The sequence below is a fragment of the Syntrophales bacterium genome (assembly GCA_030018935.1).
Lineage (GTDB): Bacteria > Desulfobacterota > Syntrophia > Syntrophales > CG2-30-49-12 > CG2-30-49-12.
On sequence record JASEGZ010000005.1, the window covers coordinates 13,951 to 36,821 of the forward strand.

Consider the following 22,871-nt stretch of genomic DNA (forward strand, 5'->3'; position numbering starts at 1 on the left):
GCCTTTGCGGACGCTTCGCTGTGACGGCAGGGTGTCCGAAAAACATTTGATTAGCTACGCTGAATCTTCGATCCAGCTACGCTGATTCTGCGAATTCGCTCTCCTGAATCCAAATTTCATTATTTTTCAAAGGTCTCGTTATATAAAATTCTTTGTGGAGACAAGAAATTGGAAATAGGAATTCTGGGACTTCCCCGGAGCGGAAAGAGCACCTTGTTCGAAATCATGACTGGCGTAAAAAGCCATGACAGGCATGATGAATCATGTGTCCGCGGCCTGGCAACAGTCCCCGATGAGCGTTTCAACCATCTCGTTGATGTCTTCTGTCCGGCAAAGGCGTCTCCTGCCAAAGTGCTATTTATTGACGTCAATGCGGTGGGTGAGGGCGCCTGGAATTCGCTACGTCAGAACTTAAGCGGCACCGACGGCTTACTCCACGTGGTGGATGGATTTTCTACCCCCGATGTCCAGGAAGTTGTGAAGCGATACCGAAAGCTTGAGGATGAACTGATATTATCCGATCTTTTAATCGTGGAAAACCGCTTGGAGAGGCTGGACAGGATGTCGAAAAAGGCCATCCATCCACAGGATGCCTCCCAGTATCAGCTCCTCCAGAGGTTGAAAGAGCAACTCGAAGGGGGGAAAGCGATCCGGGAATACGGTCTCACCACTGACGAGATCCGTTCCCTGCGGAGCTTTTCCTTCTGGACGATCTCTCCTGAGCTGGTGGTCATCAACACGCGAGAGGACAACCCATTTGCCGATAGCTTTCAGGCGCAGGCGAACCTTTCTGTACCTGTTATCGGCATCTGCTGCCCGATCGAAAAGGAGATTGCCTCTCTGCCACCGGCGGAGCAGAGAGAGTACCTCTCCGTCATGGGTATCGAGGAGCCGGCGTTCAAGCACATTATCCGCATGGCATTTTCGCTACTTGGGTGTATTTCCTTCTTTACCGTTGCCGGGGATGAGGTGAAATCATGGATGATACTGGCCGGCTCAAAGGCTCTGAAAGCTGCGGGGACCATCCATAAGGATTTTGAACGGGGATTCATCAAGGCCGAAGTGGTGAGCTATGATGACTTCGTGACCCGCGGTAGTTCGCTTTCCGGCGCCAGGGCCACCGGCAAGCTCCGGCTGGAAGGAAAAGATTACATCGTCAAAGACGGTGACATTATCACCTTCAGATTCAATGTGTAACAGAGAAACGGGTACCCCTCTCTGGTCATGTCATCAACACTCACCAAACAATGCCGTGATCTGTGAGAGGAAGGATTCACGGTCATCCATTTAACGTTGAATGATAAAATATTACATTGTGTCACGAGATCGTCTTACCCTCCCTGAAAAAAATCTTTCCCCTCCTGATCGGACCTGTCTGAATTTCTTCTGTACACCCAACCCCTTGTCCTGGACCTTTATTCTTTTACTATAAGTGTACATCAACGGGCAATTAAGTATTTTCTGTGATCACCCTTTCAATGAAAGTAAGCGTTCAGCTATCAGCTTTCAGCGAAAACAAAAAGATACAAAGAGAAGTCCACTGCTCCCAAGACAAGTTTTCATACGTAAGTTTCTGTCTTGACTTGTCTTACTGACCGCTGATCGCTGACGGCTGAACGCTTGCCAATTGCGGCATTATCTGTTATGGAAGAGAACAATTTTGGGTCATAAAATCACGCTTGGGGAGGAAAGGGATGAGCAACATTACGTACGGTCTTGAAGACATGGTTACCGTTGTGACGGGGGGAAGCCGGGGGATTGGCCTGGAAATAACGAGGCATCTCCTCCGGGAAAAGGCGAAGGTTGTTATCTGTGGCAGAAAACAGGAAGGTCTTGATGCCGCCGTTTCTCACTTAGGTGGCGGGGATAATCTTCTCGCTGTTCAGGCCCACATCGTCAAAGAGAGTGATGTCGAAAATCTCTTTGATACCACTGTCGAACGCTATGACAAACTGGATATCCTGATTAATAACGTAGGGATGAACCTGCCGACCAAATCCGTTGTGGATACAGAGCTTCCCGTGTGGAACAAAATTCTTGAGGGGAATCTCACCGGGACATTCCTCTGTTCCCGAAAGGCAGCAGGAATTATGAAAAAAAACAAGCATGGAAAGATAGTCAACATTTCATCCCTCGCCGGGACTAAGGCCTCACCTGGTATGGGGATTTATGGAATTGCGAAAGCGGGTGTCGAGATGCTGACCAAGGTCCTGGCCGTTGAGCTTGCACCTTTCAATATCCAGGTCAACGCAGTGGCGCCGGGTCTGGTAAGAACAGCGTTCAGCAAGCCCTTCTGGTCTAACCAGACTATCTACGAGCAGATTATCAAATCCATTCCCGCGGGGCGTATTGCCGAGCCAGCAGATGTGGTTTACCCTGTTCTGTTTTTGTGTTCCCATCATTCAGACTATATTACGGGGCACACGATTGTGGTAAGTGGAGGTTCTGCAGCTATGTAACCCATAATGATTCAGGTTCTGTAGTAGCCGTCCTGATCGTGGCAGAAAACAAGGTGTCCACTTTTTCATTGACACACAAGGGCCTTTCCCTTATATTCGCCTCGGTAGTAGGAAGTTACCTGTCGGTCTTGGGAAAACCATCATAGCATCATAGTAATTGAGAGAAAAGAGACTTGACCAGCGCCACATTATTCGGTGATACCCCAAAGTTGGTTTTTATGGTTAATCTGATTCAAAGATTGGGAAATTTTGTCATTACGTTTGTGGAAAAGCTGGGGAAAACGGGTGTTTTTCTGGGAACAGCAATTTTCTGGACCTTCATCCCTCCCCTGAAGATTGGAAGGATCATCAAGCAGATCAGCTTTATCGGTGTAAAATCTTCTTTCATCGTAATCCTTACGGGGAGTTTCACAGGGATGGTTCTGACACTGCAAACGTATTACGGGATGGAGAAATTCGGTGCGGAAGCCCTCCTTGGTCCGACCGTCGCTCTTGCGCTGATTAGGGAACTGGGGCCGGTCCTCTCAGCTTTAATGGTAACGGGGAGGGCGGGATCAGCCATAGCAGCAGAAATAGGAATTATGAGAATCACCGAGCAGATTGACGCCCTGGAAGTCATGGCCCTGAATCCTTACCGGTACCTGATTGTTCCCAACATCCTGGCCGGGATCATCACTTTTCCTCTACTGGCCTCCATCTTCAATGTGGTGGGAATTCTGGGAGGTTATCTGGTAGGCGTTAAACTTCTCGGTGTCAGTCAAGGTGCTTATTTTGGAGAAATGGTCAACTTTCTCGACATGAAAGATATTACCATTGGACTATACAAATCGTTGAGTTTCGGATTAATCGTAACCTGGATATGCTGCTATCAGGGATTTACGACAAGTTACGGCGCGGAGGGAGTCAGCAAGGCCACTACCGGCGCAGTGGTTACCTCCTCCGTACTGATCCTCGTATGGGATTATTTCCTGACATCGGTGTTACTCTAAAATGATCGAAGTAATTGATCTCCATAAGTCATTAAATGGCACTGAGGTGTTAAAAGGGATCACTTTCAAGGTGGGAAAAGGAGAAATCCTGGCCTTGATCGGTAAAAGTGGTCATGGAAAATCTGTTTTATTAAAGCACGTTGTCGGCCTCATGAGGGCTGAATGTGGTAAGGTCCTCATTAACGGAGAGGATATTGGTCAAAGCCGCGGGCCAGCGAGAGAGCAACTGCGAAAAAAAATCGGTTTTCTTTTCCAGGGAGGGGCGCTCTTTGATTCTGTAAATGTGTTTGACAATGTAGCCTTTCCCCTGCGAGAAAAAACCCGCCTGAGAAAAGATAAAATAGGAGAAAGGGTTCTCTTTGAATTAGCCCAGGTCGGTTTATTGGAGGTGGAGAGTAAATTTCCCGCCGAGTTAAGCGGGGGAATGAAAAAAAGGGTGGCCCTTGCCCGTTGCCTCATCATGGACCCGGAGATTATGCTCTTCGATGAACCGACAACCGGCCTTGATCCTGCAACAGCCAGGTCTATAAACAAGCTTATCAGGGAAACCCATGAGCGGCTGAAATTCACCGGTATTATCATTACCCACGACATTTACCAGATCCTTGCCATCGTCCAGAAAATCGCCATACTTAATGAGGGAAAGATAGAGGTCATCGGAACCCCGGCGGAGATTAAAACATCGGCAGATCCTTTGGTAAGACAATTTTTCCAGGAAATTCCTTTGGAGCCTTTATGAATGAAAGGTCTTATTTTGGAAACAAAGATATCTTCATCCCTAAGTGGCGCTCTGAAGGGGGGGATGAGGGTTTATTCAGAATAAGGGGAGGGGGACATCATGAAAAGATTTAACCTGGAGTTTCAGGTGGGGATATTTTTCCTTGTAGGTATCGCCTGCCTGGCTTATCTCTCTGTTAAATTGGGAAAACTTGATATCACGGGCGGTAAAGGAACGGTTCTCTACGCAGTGTTTACCAATGTGGGAGGTCTCAAGGACGGGGCGGAAGTCCAGATCGCCGGGGTAAACATCGGCAGGGTCAAGGGAATTGTCCTTGATGATTATCAGGCCAGGGTAAAGCTCCAGATCACGTCCAACGTCCAGATACAAGACGACGCCATTGCCGCGATAAAAACCAAGGGACTGGTCGGTGAAAAGTATATAGAAATAACACCCGGCAGTTCGGATACCATAATTTCCGCTGGAGGTAAAATCCAGGAAACGCTTGCTCCCTTTGACCTTGAAAAAACCATCTCCAAATTTATTTTTGGAAAGGTGTCCGACGGGGAGAAAGAGAAAGAGTGAAGCAATTGGACTTTCTCAAGCTGCTAACCGGGGCGGCAATATTGGTTCTTTTTGCCTCTATTTTCCCCCAGTATGCCCAATCATCGCCTCCCCAGGAAGATGTTTTGGTCGAGGCAACAGAGGGGGGCAGGGAAGATGTCCAGAGGACGGAAGCTGTTGCCGATCCACCTCAAACTGAGGCACAGCAGGATGTTGAAAGTGTTGAAACCCCCGATAAAAACACCGCGCCAGAGGTAAAAACTTCCGATACTGCGAAAGCTGAAACCCCGTCGGCTGTAAAATCTGGGGAAACCGCTGATGAAGGCGCAGAAGAGGTAGGGGAAGAGGAGGAAATAGAAAGGGAGATAGAAATTATCCCCGATCCTTTAAAATCATTTAATCATCTTATGTTCCGGTTCAATGACAAGCTATATTTCTATTTTTTAAAGCCCATTGCCAGGGGTTATAAGGCCGTTTTACCGGAAAAGGTAAGATTGTCCGTGCGGAATGCGCTTTCAAACATTGCCACACCTGTGCGTTTCATAAATTGTACACTCCAGGGAAAGTTGAAAAGCGCGGGGACTGAACTGGCCAGGTTTCTCGTCAATACAACGTGGGGGGTATTAGGTCTCTTTGATCCGGCCAAAAACTATTTCCATCTGGAAAAAGCCCAGGAGGACTTTGGCCAAACTTTAGGTAAGTATGGCATAAAAGAGGGATTTTATATTATTTGGCCATTCTTTGGACCTTCTAATGTTCGGGATACGATCGGTATGGCGGGTGATTTTTTTGCCGATCCCTTATTTTATATAAATCCTCGTACGGATCTGGGATTTGTTGAGGTGAACACAACTTACCCCACCATCGGAACCGCGACAGACAAACTCAATGAAACTTCCTTAACGCTCGGTACGTATGAGGAATTTAAGGAGTCTGCCATTGATCCTTATGTTTCCACGCGTAATGCCTACTTCGAATATCGAAGAAACCAGATAAAGAAGTAACCTTGCTTGACTGATTTGCAAAAAGGAGAAAAATGATAATGAAAATTACAAAATATCTTTTTGTTGGCCTGATCACGCTTTTAATATCTCTGGCGCTGGTGGTTTCTTCCTGGGCAACAGGTCCAACAGAACAGATCAAGGCAAAAGCCGATCTGGTCGTGAAGATTTTAAATGATCCCGCCTTGCAGAACAGAAAAGAAAAACGCAAAGAATTGGTAATGGATATCGTTGAGGACATGATTGACTGGCAGGAAGTCTCCAAGAGGGCGCTGGCATTGCACTGGAAAAAACGGACCCCCCAGGAAAAAGAGGAATTCATTAATTTATTCCGTGATCTCTTGAAACGATCCTACAGCGAGAAACTGGATATCTATTCAGGTGAGCAAATTGTCTATGAAAATGAAACCATTGATGGGAATCGGGCTGTCGTCAAGACCAAGGTCATCAACAAGAAAAAGGGAACGGAAGCCACAGTAGAGTACCGTATGCTCAAAAAAGGAGAGCAGTGGCTTGCCTATGATATGGTTATTGAAGGAATAAGTGCGGTAAACAATTACCGAGTCCAATTCAATGAGATCATCGCTTCTTCATCTTATGACGCATTGGTCAAGAAGATGAAAAACTAAGGAACTTGAGAAAAGAGGAGGAAAAACATGGGAAAAAACATTCGAGAAGACCAGGAACGCTGGGAAAAGACAACGCTGAATAAAGTCCTCACAAAGGCAAAGGAGAGAGAGGCTGTATTTAAAACTACTTCTCAGATCGAGATGGAGCGATTATATACGTCCCTTGATACGGATGATACTGACTACTGCCGTGATCTGGGATTCCCCGGGGAATACCCATTCACCCGAGGGGTACAGCCTACGATGTACCGGGGCCGCTTCTGGACGATGCGGCAGTATGCGGGGTTTGCCACAGCGGAGGAGACAAACAAACGTTACAAGTATCTTCTTGACCACGGACAGACAGGCTTAAGCGTGGCCTTCGACCTCCCCACGCAGATCGGATACGATTCCGATCATCCTCTCGCTAGAGGGGAAGTGGGAAAGGTCGGTGTTGCCATTGATACCTTGAAAGATATGGAGATCCTCTTCGACGGCATCCCCCTCGATAAGGTTTCGACTTCAATGACGATCAACTCCACCGCGGCCATCCTCCTGGCGATGTACATCGGCGTGGCGGAAAAACAGGGGGTCAAGGCGGAAGTTTTACAGGGAACGATCCAGAACGATATCCTCAAAGAATATGCCGCCCGAGGGACACACATCTTCCCGCCCCTTCCCTCGATGCGTATTATCACAGACATCTTCGCTTATTGTAAGGACCACATCCCCCGGTGGAATACCATCAGCATCAGCGGTTATCACATACGCGAGGCGGGTTCCTCCGCTGTTCAGGAAGTGGCCTTCACCCTAACAGATGGCATCGCCTACGTGGAGGCGGCTATAAAGGCGGGTCTTGATGTAGATTCCTTTGCCTCCAGGCTCTCTTTCTTTTTCAACTCTCACAACAATTTCCTCGAAGAAATTGCCAAATTCAGGGCAGCCCGAAGACTCTGGGCAAAAATCATGAGAGAGCGCTTTGGGGCAAAAAGGGACGAATCATGTATGTTAAGATTTCATACCCAGACGGCGGGCTGTACACTCACGGCACAGCAACCCGATAACAATGTAGTGCGGGTTGCCTTTCAGGCCCTGGCTGCCGTGTTAGGCGGAACACAGTCGCTTCACACCAATTCAAGAGATGAAGCTTTCGCTTTGCCCTCTGAAGACGCTGTGACGATTGCTCTGAGAACACAGCAAGTCATTGCCTATGAGAGTGGCGTTGCCGATATGGTGGATCCCCTGGGAGGCTCCTATGCCCTGGAAGTCCTCACAAATGAAATAGAGAAAAAAGCTATGGAATATATCGAAAAGATAGACAGCATGGGCGGCGCCATAAAAGCCATCGAAGCAGGTTACATCCAACAAGAGATTGGAGATAGCGCTTATCAATATCAGAAAGAGATCGAAGCAAAGAAACGGATTATCGTTGGGGTCAACCAATTCCAGGTGAAGGAAGAACCCCTCCAGAATATCCTCCGTGTCAGTCCTGAAGTGGAGAAATACCAGCGGGAAAAGCTCTCCAGAATAAAGAAGGAAAGGGACCAGGGCAAGGTAAAGGATGCCTTGGCTGTTCTCAAGAAAACAGCCGAAGGAACGGAAAATCTGCTTCCTCCTATCTTAGAGGCGGTCAATGCCTACGCCTCCCTGGGAGAGATTTCAGATACTTTGAGAGAGGTCTTTGGGGAGTACAGGGAAAGCTAAAAATTCTAAATTTAAAATTTAGTATCAAGGAGGTTTTATGTCTCGAAAGATTCGTGTGCTTCTTGCAAAACCGGGATTGGATGGTCACGACAGGGGGGTGAAGGTTATTGCCCGTGCTCTAAGAGACGCAGGGATGGAGGTGATCTACACGGGAATCCGTCAGACCCCTGAACAGATTGCAAATGCTGCTATTCAGGAGGGAGTTGATATTGTAGGCCTTTCCTGTCTCTCTGGCGCCCACAATCACCTCTTCCCAAAGGTGACCCAGGTTCTAAAAGAAAAAGGGGCCGAGGATATTCCCGTCATGGGGGGAGGCATCATCCCGGGTGAGGATATTTCAGAATTAAAAAAAGCTGGAATCAGGGTGATATTTCAACCAGGTACATCTACGGAAGATATCATTAAATACATCGCCGAAACTGTGAGGCTATCCTGAATTGCAGGTCCTGAATCGCCAGTAATTGACAAGGAAGAAGTAGAAAGACGATGAGAAAGATCAATGTAAGGTTAATTACCGAAAAGATTAGAAGACTTTGTATAGAGGCCAGTATCGTTCTCAGTGATGAGATGCTTGAAGCCTTCGACCAGGCGATAGAAAAGGAAGAATCCCCTCTTGGATTAGTTATACTGAAAGCATTAAAGGAGAATGCCCGCATCGCGCGAGAAGAGAGAATACCCATCTGCCAGGATACAGGGTTTGCCGTTGTATTCATCGAGTTAGGACAGGATGTTCATCTGATGGGAGGTGATCTGAAAGAGGCCATCCAGGAAGGTGTGCGACAGGGATACCAAGATGGATACTTAAGGAAGTCAATTTGTCATCCCTTAACGCGGGTAAATACTGGAGATAATACGCCTGCCGTTATACATATGGACATTGTTCCCGGAGATAGAATCAAGATCACAGTGGCGCCCAAAGGGGGTGGCAGCGAGAACATGAGCCGGGTGGCGATGCTTACCCCGGCAGAGGGGATAGAGGGTATCAAAAACTATGTTATCCAAAGGGTAAAAGAGTCGGGGCCTAATCCCTGTCCCCCTGTCATTGCCGGAGTCGGAATTGGGGGGACCTTTGAGCGGGCAGCTCTCCTTGCCAAGAAGAGTTTGCTGAGGCCCCTGGGGAGTAAAAATCCCAATCCAGAATTAGAAAAATTAGAAGAAGAAATATTAACTGGAATTAATAAACTTGGCATCGGTCCACAGGGAGCTGGTGGCAGGGTCACGGCGCTTGCGGTTCATATATTAATGATGCCGTGCCATTACGCCAGCCTACCTGTGGCAGTGAATATTCAGTGCCACGCACACAGATACAGAGAAACCGTAATTTAACATGGTTCGTAAAACATAAGTCGTAAGACATAAGACATAAGACAAAGGGGTATAGGGGTATAGATGAGCGAATTAATTCGTTTACAAGCGCCACTTTCCAACGAGGATGTAGAGAAATTAAAAATCGGAGATCGGGTACTGATCAGCGGTATCGTTTACACGGCCAGGGATTCCGCCCATAAAAGACTCTTTGATTTATTGAAGAACGGTCAGGAACTTCCTTTCGATATCAGATATCAGATTATCTATTATGTCACCCCCACACCTACAAAACCGGGGAGAATCTTCGGCTCGGCAGGTCCCACAAGCAGTTATCGTATGGATTACTATACCCCTGCCCTGCTTGAGAAAGGCCTGAAAGGGATGATTGGAAAGGGTATGCGATCCGATGCAGTCAAAGAGGCAATAAAAAGATATAAAGCGGTCTACTTTGTCGCCATCGGGGGCGCTGGCGCCCTTTTGAGCAAGCGGGTCAAGAAAGAGGAGATCATAGCATATGAGGAGGGACCAGGGACGATACGAAGATTGGAGGTGGAGGACTTTCCTGTGATTGTGGTCAATGATGTTAATGGAAACGATCTTTATGTCGAGGGTCAAAAAAAATACCACTTAGAATAATACTACTCCGACAGATATAAGGGAACTGGGGCTGGATCATTTTGAGGGACGCTCCTGGCAGGGCTGGCATCATCATGTCACCCTTGTTGCCATGGCCTATGCCTTTCTCATGCTTGAACGCATCGGCAATAAAAAAAATTTCTGGATTGACCTTGCCGGCTGTCCGCCGCTGGCTCCAGAAACTATTGCTCATGTACACCGGCATATGCCCAACCTGCGGTAAGAAAATTCGAGGGAAAAAAGAAAACATTGTTACCTATGATGACTCTTACTACTTAACGTAGTAGTACTAAAGTTAAGGTAAGATTCCTCAACTTTAGTTTACTTTAGTCATTTTAGCTCGCTTCAAACTTCACACTCATCTTTTTTTTTCTTGCTTATATCTATATACGGTAGTATATTTAAAAGCAGTTCAATATATTGAGTTTTGCATATTGTAAAAGAGATAAAAATTTTCTCGTTATGAGGAGAGGAGGGAAAGTTTTCATGCATACGAAGATAAGAAAAAGGGACGGCCGTTTGGTAAAGTTTAATGCTGAAAAGATCACTAATGCTATTGCCAGGGCAGGTATGGCAACGGGTGAATTCGATCTTGCCACGGCGCGAAAACTTACCATCAAGGTGCTTAATTTAGCAGAGGAACTATTTGACGATAAAATCACCACTGTGGAAGAGATTCAGGATATCGTGGAAGAAGTCCTCTTATCTTCTCCTTATCGCCGCACGGCAAAGGCCTATATCATCTACCGTGATCAGCATGCCAGATTAAGGGAAATTGCCAATAAGATGGAGGTTGATTTAGTTGACCAATATCTGAAAAAGATTGACTGGAAGATTAATGAAAATAGTAACATGGATTATTCTTTACAGGGATTGAATAACTATATTTCTTCTGAAGTTAGCAAGGTATACTGGTTAAACAATATCTATTCTCCGGAAATTAAAAAAGCTCATGTGGAAGGTGACTTCCACATCCACGATTTAAGTCTTCTTTCTGTTTACTGTGTGGGCTGGGATGTCTTTGACCTCCTTACGGAAGGATTCAAAGGTGTATCGGGTAAGGTGGAGAGTAAACCGGCCAAACACCTCCGGAGCGCATTAGGGCAGATTGTCAATTTCTTCTATACTCTTCAGGGGGAGGCGGCTGGCGCCCAGGCTTTCTCAAATTTTGATACACTTCTGGCCCCTTTCGTACGATACGACCGTCTGAATTTTAAGGAAATAAGACAGGCCATGCAGGAGTTTATCTTCAACATCAATGTGCCTACGAGGGTCGGCTTTCAGACTCCCTTCACCAATGTAACTCTCGATGTCACTGTACCAGCGTATTATGCAAATCAGAATGTAATTATTGGCGGCCTGCCACAGAAGGAAACATACGGGGAATTTCAGGAAGAGATGAACCTGTTCAACAGGGCGTTTCTCGAGGTAATGGCGGATGGGGATGCCAAAGGCAGGGTATTTACCTTTCCGATTCCTACTTATAACATTACGAAGGAATTTCAGTGGGACGATCGGAATCTCGATGGAATCTGGGAGATGACGGCCAAGTATGGGGTGCCCTATTTTTCTAATTTTATCAATGCAGACATGAACCCGGAGGATGCCAGAAGTATGTGCTGTAGACTCCGCATTGACAACAGGACATTGGAGAAAAGAGGTGGGGGACTTTTTGGTTCCCATCCCCTCACGGGCTCCATCGGGGTGATCACCATAAATATGCCGAGGATCGGTTATCTGTCTGACGGCGAAGATGAATTTTTCGGGCAACTGGAGAAACTGATGATTATTGCCAAGGAAAGTATGGAGACCAAGAGAAAAGTCCTGGAAACGTTTACAGAGGGAAACCTTTATCCCTATACAAAATATTATCTGAGAGATGTAAAGAAGCGGTTTAATGAGTACTGGAAGAATCATTTTTCCACAATTGGTCTTGTGGGTATGAATGAGGCCTGTCTGAACTTCCTGGGCAGGAGTATTGCAACCCCTCCCGGGCAGGAATTTACCCGGAAGGTCCTGGGTTTTATGAGAGACAAGTTAATCGAGTTTCAGAGAGAAACGGGCAATAATTACAACCTTGAGGCAACACCGGCGGAAGGAACATCCTACCACCTGGCAAAAATTGATAAAGAAAAATATCCTGACATCATCTGTGCCAATGAGGATAAATCGGGGAACCCAGAGCCATTCTATACTAATTCAACGCAACTGCCGGTCAATTTCACAGATGATATCTTTGAAGCCCTTGATCTCCAGGACAGCATCCAGGCAAAATATACGGGGGGAACGGTTTTTCATATCTATGCTGGTGAACGGCTTCCCGATCCTGCTGCGGTAAAGACCCTTATCCGTAAGATCTGCACTCGCTACCATTTGCCGTATCTAACTTTCACTCCCACATTCAGTGTCTGTCCCTCTCATGGGTATCTAAGCGGTGAGAGAGCAACATGTCCGAGATGTGAGGAACCATGTGAAATCTATTCCCGAGTTGTTGGTTATTTACGTCCTGTCAAGCAGTGGAACAGGGGAAAACAGGAAGAATTCAATTTGAGAAGGGTATTTACTTTTTAACAAAAAGATGAAGATTGGGGGGCTTCAGAAAGTTTCTCTTCTTGAGTATCCTGGACAGATATGCGCCATTGTCTTTTCCCAGGGCTGTAATTTCAGATGTCCTTACTGCCATAATCCGGAACTGGTAGATCCCGATCTTTACGGTCAATGTCTGGCAGAGGAGGAATTTTTTTCCTTCTTAAACAAACGGAAGGGGAAACTGGATGCGGTAACCATTACCGGTGGTGAACCGACCATTCAGGCCGATTTGCTATCATTCATAAGACATATTAAAAAAATGGGGCACCTGATCAAAATTGATACAAACGGTTCACATCCTGAGGTTCTCACTAAACTCATTGAGGGTAAACTGGTAAACTATATTGCCATGGATATAAAGGGACCTCTGGAAAAATATGGGATAATTACGGGAACTCAGATTCACCAGTGCCTGATTAAAGAGAGCATTGAGATGATTATGCATTCAGGTATTGAATACGAGTTTCGTACAACAGTGGTAAGATCGCAGTTGACAAAAAACGACCTTTTCCATTGCGGAAAGTTAATAAAAAATGCCCGCCTTTACGTGTTGCAGCCGTTTATTCCTTCAAAGACCTTAGACAGAGAATTTCTTGCAGAAACAACTTATTCATACGAGGAATTCAAAGACATAAAGAAGAAACTTGAGAAACACATCTCCCGTGTTGCAATTCGGTAAATTTAGAGGAAAGAAGTCTTATGAAGAAAAGGGATAAGGGGTTTGTTTGTTTTACCGACAATGACCAGATCAACCGTTTGCTGAATAAGCTGGTATCCGATGTCAGAGAATTTACCGAGGAACAAATAGGCCACATCAGGCAGATGACCAGGATAGGTGCTGCCCTCTCTGCCGAGCGGAACCTGGACCGGCTCCTTGAAATGATCGTAGAAGAGGCCAGAAGATATACCTGTGCCGATGGGGGTACTCTGTATATTATGTCCGATGACGAGACGGCCCTCCACTTTGCCATCGTGCAGAACGACACATTAAAGGTCCGTATGGGAGGAACCAGCGGAAAGATTACCTGGCCCCCGGTCATGCTGAAGAACCCCGATGGTAGTCCTAATTATGCCAATGTCTCTGCCTATGCAGCCATCTCGGGTGAGGTGGTCAATATTCCTGATGTCTACAATGCCAGTGGGTTCAACTTTGAAGGCACGAGGAAGTTTGATGCTGAAACCGGCTACCGCTCTCGATCCATGCTCGTGGCGCCCATGCGGAATCATGAAAACAATATTATCGGGGTCCTCCAGTTATTGAATGCCCTCGACACTGCTACAGGTGAGGTTATTACCTTTTCCCTGGAAAGCCAGCGGATGACGGAGTCTCTCGCCTCCCAGGCAGCGGTGACCCTTTCTAACAACCGTCTCATTTATGATCTCGAGAACCTGTTAGAATCCTTTATCAAAACAATCGCTACGGCCATTGATGAGAAATCACCTTACACTGGTGGCCATGTTCGCAGGGTGGCAGATTTGACGATGGCAATTGCGAGGAAGATCAATGAAGCCACGGAAGGCCCTTACGCAGATGTCTGCCTTAGCGAAGACCAGATGAGAGAACTGCGGATCGCGGCATGGCTTCATGATATGGGTAAGATAACCACCCCGGAATACATTATTGACAAGGCCACAAAACTGGAGACGATCTGTGACCGAATTGAGTTCCTGAAAACCCGCTTTGAGGTAATCAAAAGAGATCATGAGATTGAGTTGCTGAAGAGGGGAGTTGGGAGGGATTGGGATTCTGGCAGGGAGGTTGTTTTGGCCGAAGATGATGAATTCATCAAGGCATTGAGGGAAGATTTTAATTTTCTATGTGCTGCCAATGTTGGTGGCGAATACATGGCTGACGGGATGATTGAAAGATTGAAAAGCGTTGCGCAAAGACAATGGGCTTTAGATGGGAAACTACAACCCCTGCTCAACGATAACGAAATTTATAACCTCAGCATTCGCCGGGGCACCTTGACAGACGAAGAGAGGGGTATTATCAACAACCATGCCGCAGTCACACATAAGATGCTTTCTCAACTGCCTTTTCCGAAGAAATTAAGACATGTCCAGGATTATGCCGCTGCCCATCATGAAAAGCTCGATGGTACAGGCTATCCCTCTGGCTTGAAAGGCGATCAACTTCCCCTCCAGTCCCGTATCCTGGCACTGGCCGATGTGTTCGAAGCTTTAACGGCCAAGGATCGGCCCTATAAGAAGGGAAAGACCCTTTCCGAGGCAATGAAAATTATGGAGCTTATGGTAGCCGACCATCATCTAGACTCCGACCTCTTTGATCTATTTATCAAGGAACGGCTCTATGACGATTATGCCCAGAAAGAACTGGCACCGCAACAGGTGGATAGGGTCGAATTTTAGCCCTTTGGGCAGGCACGGGGGAGGGGGACTTGCCCCTACGATGGTTTCAGGGCTTCCATTTCTTTTTTTATCTCCTTTGCCCTCTGAGAGTCTTGGGGAAAGTATTTCAGTGCTTCCTTAAAATGAAATAGGGCGCTTTCCCTTTTATTTTTTTTCTTGAAGTAGATCCCAAAGTTGTAATGTGAATCGCCTGGGTTGTTTGTTTTGCCGTAGGCCATGGCGATATTGTAATATATATCTGCATCGTCAATATTTTTCTTCTCAAGTTTTCTGTAGAGGGTAAGAGCTGTTGCATAATCTTCCTGCGCCTCATAAGATCTTCCGAGATAGAGAAGAGTGTTTACATCGTCCTCATTAATGCTTAGAGCCTTCTTGAGAAAGTTAATAGCTTCGGCTGCCCGACCGATCTTAAAGTAAGTAATGCCTGAGTCTCTGAGGATATCCTCATCGTCAGGAGAGAGTTTTAAGGCCTGGTGAAAATTTTTTAGGGATTCGGGAATGAGACCGAGCTTTTCCTGGGTCACAGCAAGGCCATAAAGGTCATCAACGCTGTTCGGATTCTTCTCTAATTCGTTTTGAAAGTGTTTTAGTGTTGCATTAAGATTTCTGTCATTGAGGAGCAGGATTGTCTGAATCCTTTTAAACCCACCGATGATGCTTTCTGCCCCGTGGTGGGTGTAGATGGTCTGAATGAGTCCATCGAGGTATCCGATCCTCTCGTCGGTGCCCGGATGGGTCAGAAAGTAAGACGGAACAGAGTTTGAGTAGAACTCATACCTCCTCATAATTTTTAAGAAATCTAACATGGCCTTTCCATCATATCCTGTACTAACCAGGTAGGAGATGCCGAGCCTGTCCGCTTCTTCTTCATGCTCTCGCGTGTACTTCAGACTTAAATGGGTAGCACCTGCTATGGCAAAAGTCGTTATTGCCGCAGAAGCTTCACCCCCTCCGCCAAGGAAGGCTCCGGCAAGAATTGCGGCAAGGGTACCGATACTGACCTTCTTCGACTTATCAATAATGTCAGCGATATGTCTTGCATTTACATGGGCTATTTCATGTGCCAGTACACCGGCAAGCTGGCTTTCGTTTTCTACAAGGTTGATGAGTCCTCTATTGACATAGATGTAACCTCCCGGGGTGGCAAAGGCATTGATGGCGGAACTCTTGATGATAGAGAATCGGAAGTCGAAAGGGGCTTTCTGACTGTGTGAGAGGATTCGATTACCGAGCTGGGCGATGTAACTGTTAACCTTTGGATTCTGGATAAGGGCGCCGCTCTGTTCTAATTTTTCAAAAAATTCTTTCCCGAGCTTTTTCTCATCGTCAATAGTAAAGGCGCTATGGGCAAGTCCTGCAGTTTGAAACAGGTAAAGGAGAATGATGGCGGGAAAAAGCCCCATTTTTTTTCTTCTAAATTGGTTAAATGTATTCACTGTTTGACCTTGTTGTAAAGCTAAAGCTCTCATCTAAGTTGAACTGATCAGTTTTTCCACCCCTTTTTCAATCTCGTCCCTCACCTCACGCATAAAGCTTATGGGTTTGTCGGAGGGGTCCGGTAAATCCCAGTCCTGGATGGGTACGCCGGGAATTGAAGGGCATTCATCTTTGCAACCCATGGTGACGATCAGGTCCGGCTTCATATAGCTTAAGACCTCATCAATGGAGGTTGTCCGGCGAAAAGCCATGTCTATTCCCTTTTCCTTCATCGTCTCCACCATGGAAACGTTTATTTCTTTGGCTGGTTGACTGCCGGCGCCTTCCACTTCCATCCTGTCCCCCGCGTAATACCGGGCAAACGCGCTCGCCATCTGGCTACGGCAGGCATTTTCCCGGCAGAGAAAGAGGATTTTTTTCCTCTTGAGAAATGGTTGTATGAGCCCTCCGGCCATTTCCTTTACCTCTGACAGGGCGGTCGGGTGCTTTGCGATGTCTCCCGGTTCCTCTATCTGCCTGTAAGTGAGGCTCCCGACAAAGCTGGCCCCCACGGCATCGAAAAAATATTTAGCGGTGAGGGTAACCCCGTCGAAGAGTTTCCCGCCTCTTGTCGCACCGAGGGATAATAAAAACCCTTGCCTCCACCTCCGGCCTGGATCGGTGAGATTATATACGTACCTTCTGGACCAGAGGGCCTGAGAGCGGTCAATGAGGGCCTTCATTTGGGCCGGTGGACCGTAGAAGAAGACAGGAGTAGCCATAACGATGATATCTGCCCGCCAGAGGAGGGGATATATCTCCTCCATGTCGTCCTTCAGAAGACAAAAACCCTCTCTTTCACAGATTCTGCATCCCTGGCAGGGTGTTATCTTCTTTTCGGCCACTGGCAGACTGTGTATGCGGGCGCCAAGCTTTTCCGTCTCCGCTAAAAATGAGGCAAGTAGATGGGCTGTATTTCCATTCTTGCGTGGACTACCATGCAGTCCAAGAACAAACATAAAAAGGGCCCTTTTCTTCTTTCCCTGGTAGAGTTTAGAACATTTTTCCTTTCAGGTCTTCAATGTAGATCTAACGGTGACCTTCCTTTACCTGCACCACTCTAAGCTAAGCCCCAACGAAGGAGTAGTAGTAACGCCCCACAGGCATACCATTTCTCTTGATGACTATTTCTCGTATCTTTCCCATGTTCCTGATCCGAGAGAAGAGATGGACATTTGCCGGGTGGTGTGGGGGCTGGGGGAGAAAATCCCCCGGCTACCCGATTAGATTTCGCCTTTATAGACATTTCTTCGGTGACCAATTCTGAGGATAAGGATATCGTCACCTAATAATGCGTAAATTACCCGATAGTCACCTACTCGAAATTTGCGAAGCCCGGCAAATTGTCCTTTGAGGACGGGATTTGACTCAGGTTTTTTTAAAAGCTCCCGTTCAATTTGGTCGAGGATACGACCAGCCTCTGCTTTTGAAAGCTTTTTTAAGTCGCGATGAACCGACTTTTTGTAGACGATATTATAAGCCAAGAGATTTCCTTAGCTCTTTGCCAGAAACTATAGGATCTGTTTTATCATGGAGCCGATCGAGAGCTACCTGTAGATCTGCATAATCTTCTATGTAGGACTCTAACGCTTTCTGGATTATAAAAGAGCGTGGTCTCTCTGTTTCCTTGGCTATGCTCTCCAATTGCTCGGATAGCTCCTTAGGGAGCCTAACGGATATGGCTGTACTCATGAAGCACCTCCTGATTCAATTGTAATACAATGTATACGATAGTGCGTGAAATGTCAAGAGTATTTTATAGAGAAATCTAACGACCAAACTGAGGGGTGCGAAAAAGCGTCAGCTTTTTTCGCACCCCTCTCCAGTGATTTGTTATGTCAAAATCCCCATATTTCTTCTGGGTCTTCAATATCAGGATCATCATATCTCTCCATTGTAGCAAGCCATTCTGGCATATCTTCCTTGATTGTCTGTTTCAATTCATCTAATGATTCCTTTGATATTTTCCCTTTTTCAAACATAAATTGATAAAATTTTTTTAGACTCGAAGCGTTCTCCTTTATAGCTGTTAGGCTTGCCCACATGGCTTTACGAATAAACCAATAACCCAGAAACCCTCCTATATTTCCAGCTCCATCAGCAGCTTCTATTGCCTCTTCATACAGAAGGAAATCATTGATATAGAAATCAATGTTTGAGCAGTGCTTTCTTGTTGTTTTTGCTGAAAGGTTCTTTTCCGCAAGCCAGCTTTCAAAATCTTTCAAAAGGGCTACATTCAGTTCTCGTATTCTTTTACAATCTTTTTCATATTGTTCATATGAGTCCATTATCATTATTCCTTTTCTTTAGACATAACGGCAGGCATGAGTGGCTGGGAAAAGCTTGCGATAACCTTGGAAACTACATCAAAAGTTTGCTATTTAGACGGCCTGTGCAAAAGAAAAAAATCGCCGGCTTTTACCAGTCCATCTCAATGCCCTTGTTCGCTACTCTTAGGCAACTTCGAGTTGGAGGTGTTTGCCTACCGCTTGAGCATAATTTACTAATGTAGAGAGGCGGATGTCTTCTGCATGGTTTTCAATCCGGGAGATGGCAGATTTCTTAGTACGCAATTTCTTAGCCACTTGTTCCTGGGTGAAGCCAGCTTCAATACGAGCCTGTTTCAGGAGGATACCAATCTTGAATTGTTCATATCCTTTGTCAAAATCTTTTGCAAATTGGGGGCTTTGCTTCTTTCTTGTTTCAATGTATTTATCCAGATCGTCCATCTTCTATTTACCTCCTGCTCAAATATTCTTTCTTCCGCTTTTCTGCCAGTTTAATCTCCTTTAAAGGAATTTTCTGGCTCTTCTTTTGGAAGGAGTTGGTCAGTATGATCAACTCTTGACCATGAAAGAAGCCAAGAAGACGGAAGGTGTTTCTTCCCACATCAACTCTGGCTTCCCAAATATCGTTTGTCTTGACCAGCTTCTTGAGGTATTTAGATGGAACCTGATCAATCTCTCGAATCAATTTCAATACCCATGCTATCTTGGTCGCCTGTGTGTCTGTCAGCCTATCCAAGTGCTCTTTAACAGGACACTTGCCTGACGCAGTCCGATAGAATGAGATTGTTTTCATGATTATAAGGTAAACAAATATGTGAACATTGTCAAGATATGAATTTTAAATCTTCAGACAACGAACGGCAAAAATCAGCCGGCGCTGCAAGCGATTGGCTGGATTGTTTTGTTAGGTGCATTCTATATCTCTTGTTCTACCAAGTGCGACTCAGCCTGATGCTGTAATACTTGCCATCGGCCTCCGCCTGAACATACCAGTCTTTGTATGGTTTGGTAAAGACGTAGCTGCTGAGGATACCGATGCCGGCGCCGACTACAACATCATGTACATGATGCTGTCGGGCCTCAACACGACTGTAAGCCACAAAGGACGCCGCTACATAAGCCGGTATCCCATAGTCCCAGCCATAACGTTTGCGCATGAACTCGGCGGCGGAGAAGGAAATGGAAGTGTGTCTCGAAGGAAAGGAATGTCTTCCGCCGTTGGGACGACTCTCGTTCACAGTATATTTGAGGCCGTAGGTGACACCGAGAGTAAGTGCTGCCGATTCCCCAAACTGTAACGCTCCTGCGCCGTCCTTGTATCCTATTGTCAGCCCGACCGCGGTCGCTGGCAGAACAAACTGCAACACATCGCCTGCGGCCTCCACCCCGCCGCTTGCTTTTGCTTCTACAATAGTGATGAGGCACAGGAAAAGTCCCACGAGGAAAGTGGCAGCATGATAGATGTAAGGTGCCGAAATACGCATTGCTTTCATGGTGAAGTCCCTCCATCATCAGGATCTTGAGGATGGGTTCGGAGAGGTCTACATCCCCGAGTCCCTATCCCGGAAATACCCCAAGGATAGGCGGGAGACCGGCTGTCACACCCTGCGCCATAGTTTTGCCACCCACATGCTGGAAAACGGGGTGAACATCCGCGTGCTCCAGGAACTCCTCGGCCACGCGGACGTGAAGACCACCGAGATTTACACCCATGTCATGGCCCGGGACATCCGGCAACTGCAAAGCCCGCTGGACCGCTTGCCGGGCTGACCGCCGGTGCCAGGTCACACCCCGTGGCTTTCTTCTCGTTTCCGCCCTGTGTGAACCCTCTTCTTTCATCCTTCTTTCTCCTCCCTTGGAACAGGACGTTTTTTTGTGCTATGCTGAAGGGCAGGCAGGAGGTAGGTCTTGTTTTCCGACCAGTTGGCCAATCTCTCAGCATAGTACATTTCTAAATCCTCCCATTTTTAATTACAGTAGTCAGGTGTTTAGCGAATTTTTTGACATCTCAAAGACAAAGTCCACGATCTCGCACGGCGCCGAGCCCGGCTTGAATACTTTCTTTATCCCCATATCCAAAAGTTCAGGTATATCCCTCGTGGGGATGACACCCCCCATGATCACCGGTATTTCTATCTTTTGTTCATTCAGCACTTTCACCAGATTGGAGGCGACGTAGAAATGCTCTCCCATAGAACTGCTGATGCCTATAATGTCCACATCCTCCTGTTCGGCTGCCTTAGCCAGTTCTTTCGGATCACTAAAGTAGGTATAGACAACCTCGATACCTCTATTCCTGAAACTGCTCATGACAGAGAGAAGCCCCCGGTCGTGTCCGTCCAGAGAAAAACGCGCCAACAGGGCCCTCATTTTACCCTTCCCCTTCCCCTTCCCCTTGCCCTGGTCTTTCATGGTTTCCTCTCTAAGCATATATTCTACCTCCACTGACCTCTACTATTGACTCCATCATTTCACCCAGTGTACATTTAGCCCTGGCGGCCTCTAACAAAGCAGGCATAAGGATCCCTGCCTTTTCCACCGCATCAAAATTCACCATGGACTCCTTCACCCTCTCTAAGGAATCTTTCACCTTGCTGTTGTCCCGGTTCTTCTTCCATTTTTCCGTCCTCTTTATGATCTCTGCCTCGATCTCAGGCTGGTATCCGGTAAAAGCCGGCACTTCTTCCTCTTCTTCCACTCTGAACTTATTCAAACCCACGACGACCCTCTCCCCGCTATCAACCTCCTGACGCCATTTTATGCTCTGTTTTTCTAAGAGCTGGCGGAGCCAGCCATTCTTTATGCACCCGAAATAGCCCCCCCGGCTTTCTATCTCACTCCTGACCTTCTCTGTTTCTTCTTCCACCTTGTCCGTGAGCCATTCTAAATAGTAAGAACCACCCAGCGGGTCAGTCACCTGGGGTATCCCCGTTTCATGGAGGACGATCTGGTTTATCCGGATGGCCGTACGCACCGCCTCCTCGGAAGGCAGGCCGATAGCTTCATCGTAAGAATTGGTATGCATGGACTGCACGCCACCAAGAACACAGGCCAGCACCTGGAGGGTGGAGCGGGTAATGTTATTCAAAGGCTGCTGGGATGTGAGCGAAGAACCGGCGGTATGCACATGGATCCTGTACTGGAGGGACCTCGGATCCTTGCAGCCGAACCTCTCCTTCATGATCTTTGCCCACATCCGTCTCCATGCACGGAGTTTTGCTATCTCTTCAAAGAAGTTCATCCCCAAGTGAACTTGAGAACTGAACCGGGGAACAAAATCGTCCGGCTTAAGGCCGGCCTTTATCCCCCCTTCAACCAGGTCAATGGCCTTGGAAAGTACGATTCCCAGTTCCTGGGCCGGCGTAGCATTCATTTCCCCTAAGACATAACCGCAGAGGTTTGTGTGGTTCCACCTCTTGATAGCCTGGGAGGTATATTTTATCAACTCGATCTCCAGCTTGTACTGGGTATCAGGGACAGGAGACGGCAGATTGGTGGTCAGGCACCTGTTACCCAATCCATTCTGGCTTTGACCGTTTAACTCCCCGGGACTGTGTCCCCTGCCTTCGGCGTAGACTACATACATCGCCAGGAAGGGCAGGCAGGTGAATCTGATGTTATCGGCCACGCGGGTATTGGGGAGATCGTAGTCTTTAAGGAGGGTGTCAATATCTTCGAGGGTGGTTATATTGACACCGCCCAGACCAATCATGCCGCGCGCCCTGGGGTTATCGGGATCAAAACCGCAATGGGTAGGAGTATCCACGGCAAAGAGGACGGCCGGTTGTTCTCCGTATCCTTTCATTCCTTCCTTTACCAGGTATTTGGTGCGTTCCCTCGTCTCCTCGCTGGTGCCGTAGCCATGGAGCAACTGGATCATCCAGGGCATATACTGATACCCCAGCGCCCTGTTCCCCCTGGTATAGGGGAAAGCCCCGGGCGCCTCCACTTCTAAATCCTTCACATCATCCGGCGTGTAAACATACTTGAGGGGTATCCCGGATTCTGAAGTATATTGAGGAGATTCAAACTTCAGCTTCTTTTTATAGATATCTTCTACCTCTCTCTCCCATTGCTCCAACATCTTTTTTGTCTTCTCGAGGGCTTCTTTTGTAAACATGGCAAATTTTCCTTTCCTAATCAAATAACATTAAAAGA

The 22,871-nt window shown here is 46.9% G+C and carries 25 protein-coding genes and 2 pseudogenes; 17 read left to right on the forward strand and 10 right to left on the reverse strand.

Translation table 11 applies throughout. The annotated features are described in order from the left end of the window. The first annotated feature begins 168 nt into the window (after nucleotides 1-168). The 15 genes and pseudogenes from QMD03_01950 (at nucleotide 169) to QMD03_02020 (ending at nucleotide 14,949) form a co-directional block, all read left to right on the forward strand. Entirely contained in the window at nucleotides 169-1,197 is a 1,029-nt protein-coding gene (locus QMD03_01950; protein MDI6775996.1) for a DUF933 domain-containing protein, read from the forward strand. Between the two features lie 497 nt (nucleotides 1,198-1,694). Further along, nucleotides 1,695-2,459: an SDR family oxidoreductase gene (locus QMD03_01955; GenBank protein MDI6775997.1), complete on the forward strand. Its 765-nt coding sequence runs from the start codon at nucleotides 1,695-1,697 to the stop codon at nucleotides 2,457-2,459. Between the two features lie 218 nt (nucleotides 2,460-2,677). Continuing rightward, nucleotides 2,678-3,448 carry an MlaE family lipid ABC transporter permease subunit gene (locus QMD03_01960; protein MDI6775998.1) on the forward strand — a complete coding sequence of 257 codons (771 nt, stop codon included), beginning with the start codon at nucleotides 2,678-2,680 and terminating at the stop codon, nucleotides 3,446-3,448. Between the two features lies 1 nt (nucleotide 3,449). Then, nucleotides 3,450-4,187 (forward strand): ATP-binding cassette domain-containing protein, encoded by a 738-nt coding sequence (locus QMD03_01965; protein ID MDI6775999.1) that lies wholly within the window; start codon nucleotides 3,450-3,452, stop codon nucleotides 4,185-4,187. Nucleotides 4,188-4,286: 99 nt separating this feature from the next. Beyond that, complete coding sequence (gene mlaD, locus QMD03_01970; protein ID MDI6776000.1) at nucleotides 4,287-4,751, forward strand: outer membrane lipid asymmetry maintenance protein MlaD; 465 nt, start codon at nucleotides 4,287-4,289, stop codon at nucleotides 4,749-4,751. Beyond that, nucleotides 4,748-5,734 (forward strand): VacJ family lipoprotein, encoded by a 987-nt coding sequence (locus QMD03_01975; protein MDI6776001.1) that lies wholly within the window; start codon nucleotides 4,748-4,750, stop codon nucleotides 5,732-5,734. The genes mlaD and QMD03_01975 overlap by 4 nt, the downstream gene beginning before the upstream one ends. A 38-nt stretch (nucleotides 5,735-5,772) precedes the next feature. After that, a complete protein-coding gene (locus tag QMD03_01980; GenBank protein ID MDI6776002.1) occupies nucleotides 5,773-6,360 on the forward strand; it encodes an ABC transporter substrate-binding protein in 588 nt (195 codons plus the stop codon). A 27-nt stretch (nucleotides 6,361-6,387) separates the two neighbouring features. Continuing rightward, nucleotides 6,388-8,043 (forward strand): methylmalonyl-CoA mutase family protein, encoded by a 1,656-nt coding sequence (locus QMD03_01985; protein MDI6776003.1) that lies wholly within the window; start codon nucleotides 6,388-6,390, stop codon nucleotides 8,041-8,043. Nucleotides 8,044-8,080: 37 nt separating this feature from the next. Next, the gene (locus QMD03_01990; protein ID MDI6776004.1) at nucleotides 8,081-8,479 is read left to right on the forward strand and encodes a cobalamin B12-binding domain-containing protein; all 399 of its coding nucleotides are present in this window, start codon (nucleotides 8,081-8,083) and stop codon (nucleotides 8,477-8,479) included. A 50-nt stretch (nucleotides 8,480-8,529) separates the two neighbouring features. After that, the gene (locus QMD03_01995; protein MDI6776005.1) at nucleotides 8,530-9,369 is read left to right on the forward strand and encodes a fumarate hydratase; all 840 of its coding nucleotides are present in this window, start codon (nucleotides 8,530-8,532) and stop codon (nucleotides 9,367-9,369) included. Between the two features lie 63 nt (nucleotides 9,370-9,432). Continuing rightward, nucleotides 9,433-9,987 carry a Fe-S-containing hydro-lyase gene (locus QMD03_02000; GenBank protein MDI6776006.1) on the forward strand — a complete coding sequence of 185 codons (555 nt, stop codon included), beginning with the start codon at nucleotides 9,433-9,435 and terminating at the stop codon, nucleotides 9,985-9,987. A 22-nt stretch (nucleotides 9,988-10,009) separates the two neighbouring features. Next, nucleotides 10,010-10,210: pseudogene (locus QMD03_02005) on the forward strand (IS701 family transposase). Nucleotides 10,211-10,473: 263 nt separating this feature from the next. Continuing rightward, nucleotides 10,474-12,558 carry a ribonucleoside triphosphate reductase gene (locus QMD03_02010; GenBank protein MDI6776007.1) on the forward strand — a complete coding sequence of 695 codons (2,085 nt, stop codon included), beginning with the start codon at nucleotides 10,474-10,476 and terminating at the stop codon, nucleotides 12,556-12,558. 7 nt (nucleotides 12,559-12,565) lie between these two features. Then, nucleotides 12,566-13,255: an anaerobic ribonucleoside-triphosphate reductase activating protein gene (locus QMD03_02015; GenBank protein MDI6776008.1), complete on the forward strand. Its 690-nt coding sequence runs from the start codon at nucleotides 12,566-12,568 to the stop codon at nucleotides 13,253-13,255. Between the two features lie 20 nt (nucleotides 13,256-13,275). After that, nucleotides 13,276-14,949 (forward strand): HD domain-containing phosphohydrolase, encoded by a 1,674-nt coding sequence (locus tag QMD03_02020; protein ID MDI6776009.1) that lies wholly within the window; start codon nucleotides 13,276-13,278, stop codon nucleotides 14,947-14,949. Nucleotides 14,950-14,984: 35 nt separating this feature from the next. On the opposite strand, the gene QMD03_02025 is transcribed toward QMD03_02020, so the two are convergent. Both QMD03_02025 and QMD03_02030 read right to left on the reverse strand, forming a co-directional pair. Further along, a complete protein-coding gene (locus QMD03_02025; GenBank protein ID MDI6776010.1) occupies nucleotides 14,985-16,352 on the reverse strand; it encodes a M48 family metalloprotease in 1,368 nt (455 codons plus the stop codon). 66 nt (nucleotides 16,353-16,418) lie between these two features. Next, a complete protein-coding gene (locus QMD03_02030; GenBank protein MDI6776011.1) occupies nucleotides 16,419-17,384 on the reverse strand; it encodes an NAD(P)H-dependent oxidoreductase in 966 nt (321 codons plus the stop codon). A gap of 76 nt (nucleotides 17,385-17,460) precedes the next feature. Here QMD03_02030 and QMD03_02035 point away from each other — a divergent pair, with 76 nt between their 5' ends. Continuing rightward, a complete protein-coding gene (locus QMD03_02035; protein ID MDI6776012.1) occupies nucleotides 17,461-17,652 on the forward strand; it encodes a hypothetical protein in 192 nt (63 codons plus the stop codon). On the opposite strand, the gene QMD03_02040 is transcribed toward QMD03_02035, so the two are convergent. The 6 genes from QMD03_02040 to QMD03_02065 form a co-directional block, all read right to left on the reverse strand. After that, on the reverse strand, nucleotides 17,649-17,909 hold the full coding sequence (locus QMD03_02040; GenBank protein MDI6776013.1) for a type II toxin-antitoxin system RelE/ParE family toxin: 261 nt from the start codon (nucleotides 17,907-17,909) through the stop codon (nucleotides 17,649-17,651). The two genes, QMD03_02035 and QMD03_02040, sit on opposite strands and share 4 nt — an antisense overlap. After that, nucleotides 17,899-18,117 carry a ribbon-helix-helix domain-containing protein gene (locus QMD03_02045; protein MDI6776014.1) on the reverse strand — a complete coding sequence of 73 codons (219 nt, stop codon included), beginning with the start codon at nucleotides 18,115-18,117 and terminating at the stop codon, nucleotides 17,899-17,901. Before QMD03_02045 ends, QMD03_02040 begins: the two co-directional genes overlap by 11 nt. A gap of 146 nt (nucleotides 18,118-18,263) precedes the next feature. After that, nucleotides 18,264-18,713 carry a hypothetical protein gene (locus tag QMD03_02050; protein ID MDI6776015.1) on the reverse strand — a complete coding sequence of 150 codons (450 nt, stop codon included), beginning with the start codon at nucleotides 18,711-18,713 and terminating at the stop codon, nucleotides 18,264-18,266. Between the two features lie 165 nt (nucleotides 18,714-18,878). Beyond that, entirely contained in the window at nucleotides 18,879-19,154 is a 276-nt protein-coding gene (locus QMD03_02055; protein ID MDI6776016.1) for a helix-turn-helix transcriptional regulator, read from the reverse strand. A 7-nt stretch (nucleotides 19,155-19,161) separates the two neighbouring features. Continuing rightward, nucleotides 19,162-19,449 carry a type II toxin-antitoxin system RelE/ParE family toxin gene (locus QMD03_02060; protein ID MDI6776017.1) on the reverse strand — a complete coding sequence of 96 codons (288 nt, stop codon included), beginning with the start codon at nucleotides 19,447-19,449 and terminating at the stop codon, nucleotides 19,162-19,164. A 193-nt stretch (nucleotides 19,450-19,642) separates the two neighbouring features. Continuing rightward, entirely contained in the window at nucleotides 19,643-20,206 is a 564-nt protein-coding gene (locus QMD03_02065; protein MDI6776018.1) for a phosphatase PAP2 family protein, read from the reverse strand. A 106-nt stretch (nucleotides 20,207-20,312) separates the two neighbouring features. Between QMD03_02065 and QMD03_02070 the strand changes: the two are divergent. Continuing rightward, a pseudogene (locus tag QMD03_02070) lies at nucleotides 20,313-20,483 on the forward strand (tyrosine-type recombinase/integrase). A 210-nt stretch (nucleotides 20,484-20,693) separates the two neighbouring features. On the opposite strand, the gene QMD03_02075 reads toward QMD03_02070, so the two are convergent. Then, nucleotides 20,694-21,143 carry a cobalamin-dependent protein gene (locus QMD03_02075; protein MDI6776019.1) on the reverse strand — a complete coding sequence of 150 codons (450 nt, stop codon included), beginning with the start codon at nucleotides 21,141-21,143 and terminating at the stop codon, nucleotides 20,694-20,696. Further along, on the reverse strand, nucleotides 21,136-22,833 hold the full coding sequence (locus QMD03_02080; protein MDI6776020.1) for an acyl-CoA mutase large subunit family protein: 1,698 nt from the start codon (nucleotides 22,831-22,833) through the stop codon (nucleotides 21,136-21,138). Before QMD03_02080 ends, QMD03_02075 begins: the two co-directional genes overlap by 8 nt. Between the last annotated feature and the right edge of the window lie 38 nt (nucleotides 22,834-22,871).

Coding starts and splice junctions, on each gene's coding strand:
- QMD03_01955 (MDI6775997.1), top strand. CDS start 1,695: ATGAGCAACATTACGTACGGTCTTGAAGACATGGTTACCGTTGTGACG.
- QMD03_02020 (MDI6776009.1), top strand. CDS start 13,276: ATGAAGAAAAGGGATAAGGGGTTTGTTTGTTTTACCGACAATGACCAG.
- QMD03_01980 (MDI6776002.1), top strand. CDS start 5,773: ATGAAAATTACAAAATATCTTTTTGTTGGCCTGATCACGCTTTTAATA.
- QMD03_02055 (MDI6776016.1), bottom strand. CDS start 19,154: ATGGACGATCTGGATAAATACATTGAAACAAGAAAGAAGCAAAGCCCC.
- QMD03_01985 (MDI6776003.1), top strand. CDS start 6,388: ATGGGAAAAAACATTCGAGAAGACCAGGAACGCTGGGAAAAGACAACG.
- QMD03_02025 (MDI6776010.1), bottom strand. CDS start 16,352: ATGGGGCTTTTTCCCGCCATCATTCTCCTTTACCTGTTTCAAACTGCA.
- QMD03_01995 (MDI6776005.1), top strand. CDS start 8,530: ATGAGAAAGATCAATGTAAGGTTAATTACCGAAAAGATTAGAAGACTT.
- QMD03_02065 (MDI6776018.1), bottom strand. CDS start 20,206: ATGAAAGCAATGCGTATTTCGGCACCTTACATCTATCATGCTGCCACT.
- QMD03_01965 (MDI6775999.1), top strand. CDS start 3,450: ATGATCGAAGTAATTGATCTCCATAAGTCATTAAATGGCACTGAGGTG.
- QMD03_02015 (MDI6776008.1), top strand. CDS start 12,566: ATGAAGATTGGGGGGCTTCAGAAAGTTTCTCTTCTTGAGTATCCTGGA.
- QMD03_02075 (MDI6776019.1), bottom strand. CDS start 21,143: ATGCTTAGAGAGGAAACCATGAAAGACCAGGGCAAGGGGAAGGGGAAG.
- QMD03_02050 (MDI6776015.1), bottom strand. CDS start 18,713: ATGGACTCATATGAACAATATGAAAAAGATTGTAAAAGAATACGAGAA.
- QMD03_02045 (MDI6776014.1), bottom strand. CDS start 18,117: ATGAGTACAGCCATATCCGTTAGGCTCCCTAAGGAGCTATCCGAGCAA.
- QMD03_02080 (MDI6776020.1), bottom strand. CDS start 22,833: ATGTTTACAAAAGAAGCCCTCGAGAAGACAAAAAAGATGTTGGAGCAA.
- QMD03_02010 (MDI6776007.1), top strand. CDS start 10,474: ATGCATACGAAGATAAGAAAAAGGGACGGCCGTTTGGTAAAGTTTAAT.
- QMD03_01960 (MDI6775998.1), top strand. CDS start 2,678: ATGGTTAATCTGATTCAAAGATTGGGAAATTTTGTCATTACGTTTGTG.
- mlaD (MDI6776000.1), top strand. CDS start 4,287: ATGAAAAGATTTAACCTGGAGTTTCAGGTGGGGATATTTTTCCTTGTA.
- QMD03_02030 (MDI6776011.1), bottom strand. CDS start 17,384: ATGTTTGTTCTTGGACTGCATGGTAGTCCACGCAAGAATGGAAATACA.
- QMD03_01990 (MDI6776004.1), top strand. CDS start 8,081: ATGTCTCGAAAGATTCGTGTGCTTCTTGCAAAACCGGGATTGGATGGT.
- QMD03_02000 (MDI6776006.1), top strand. CDS start 9,433: ATGAGCGAATTAATTCGTTTACAAGCGCCACTTTCCAACGAGGATGTA.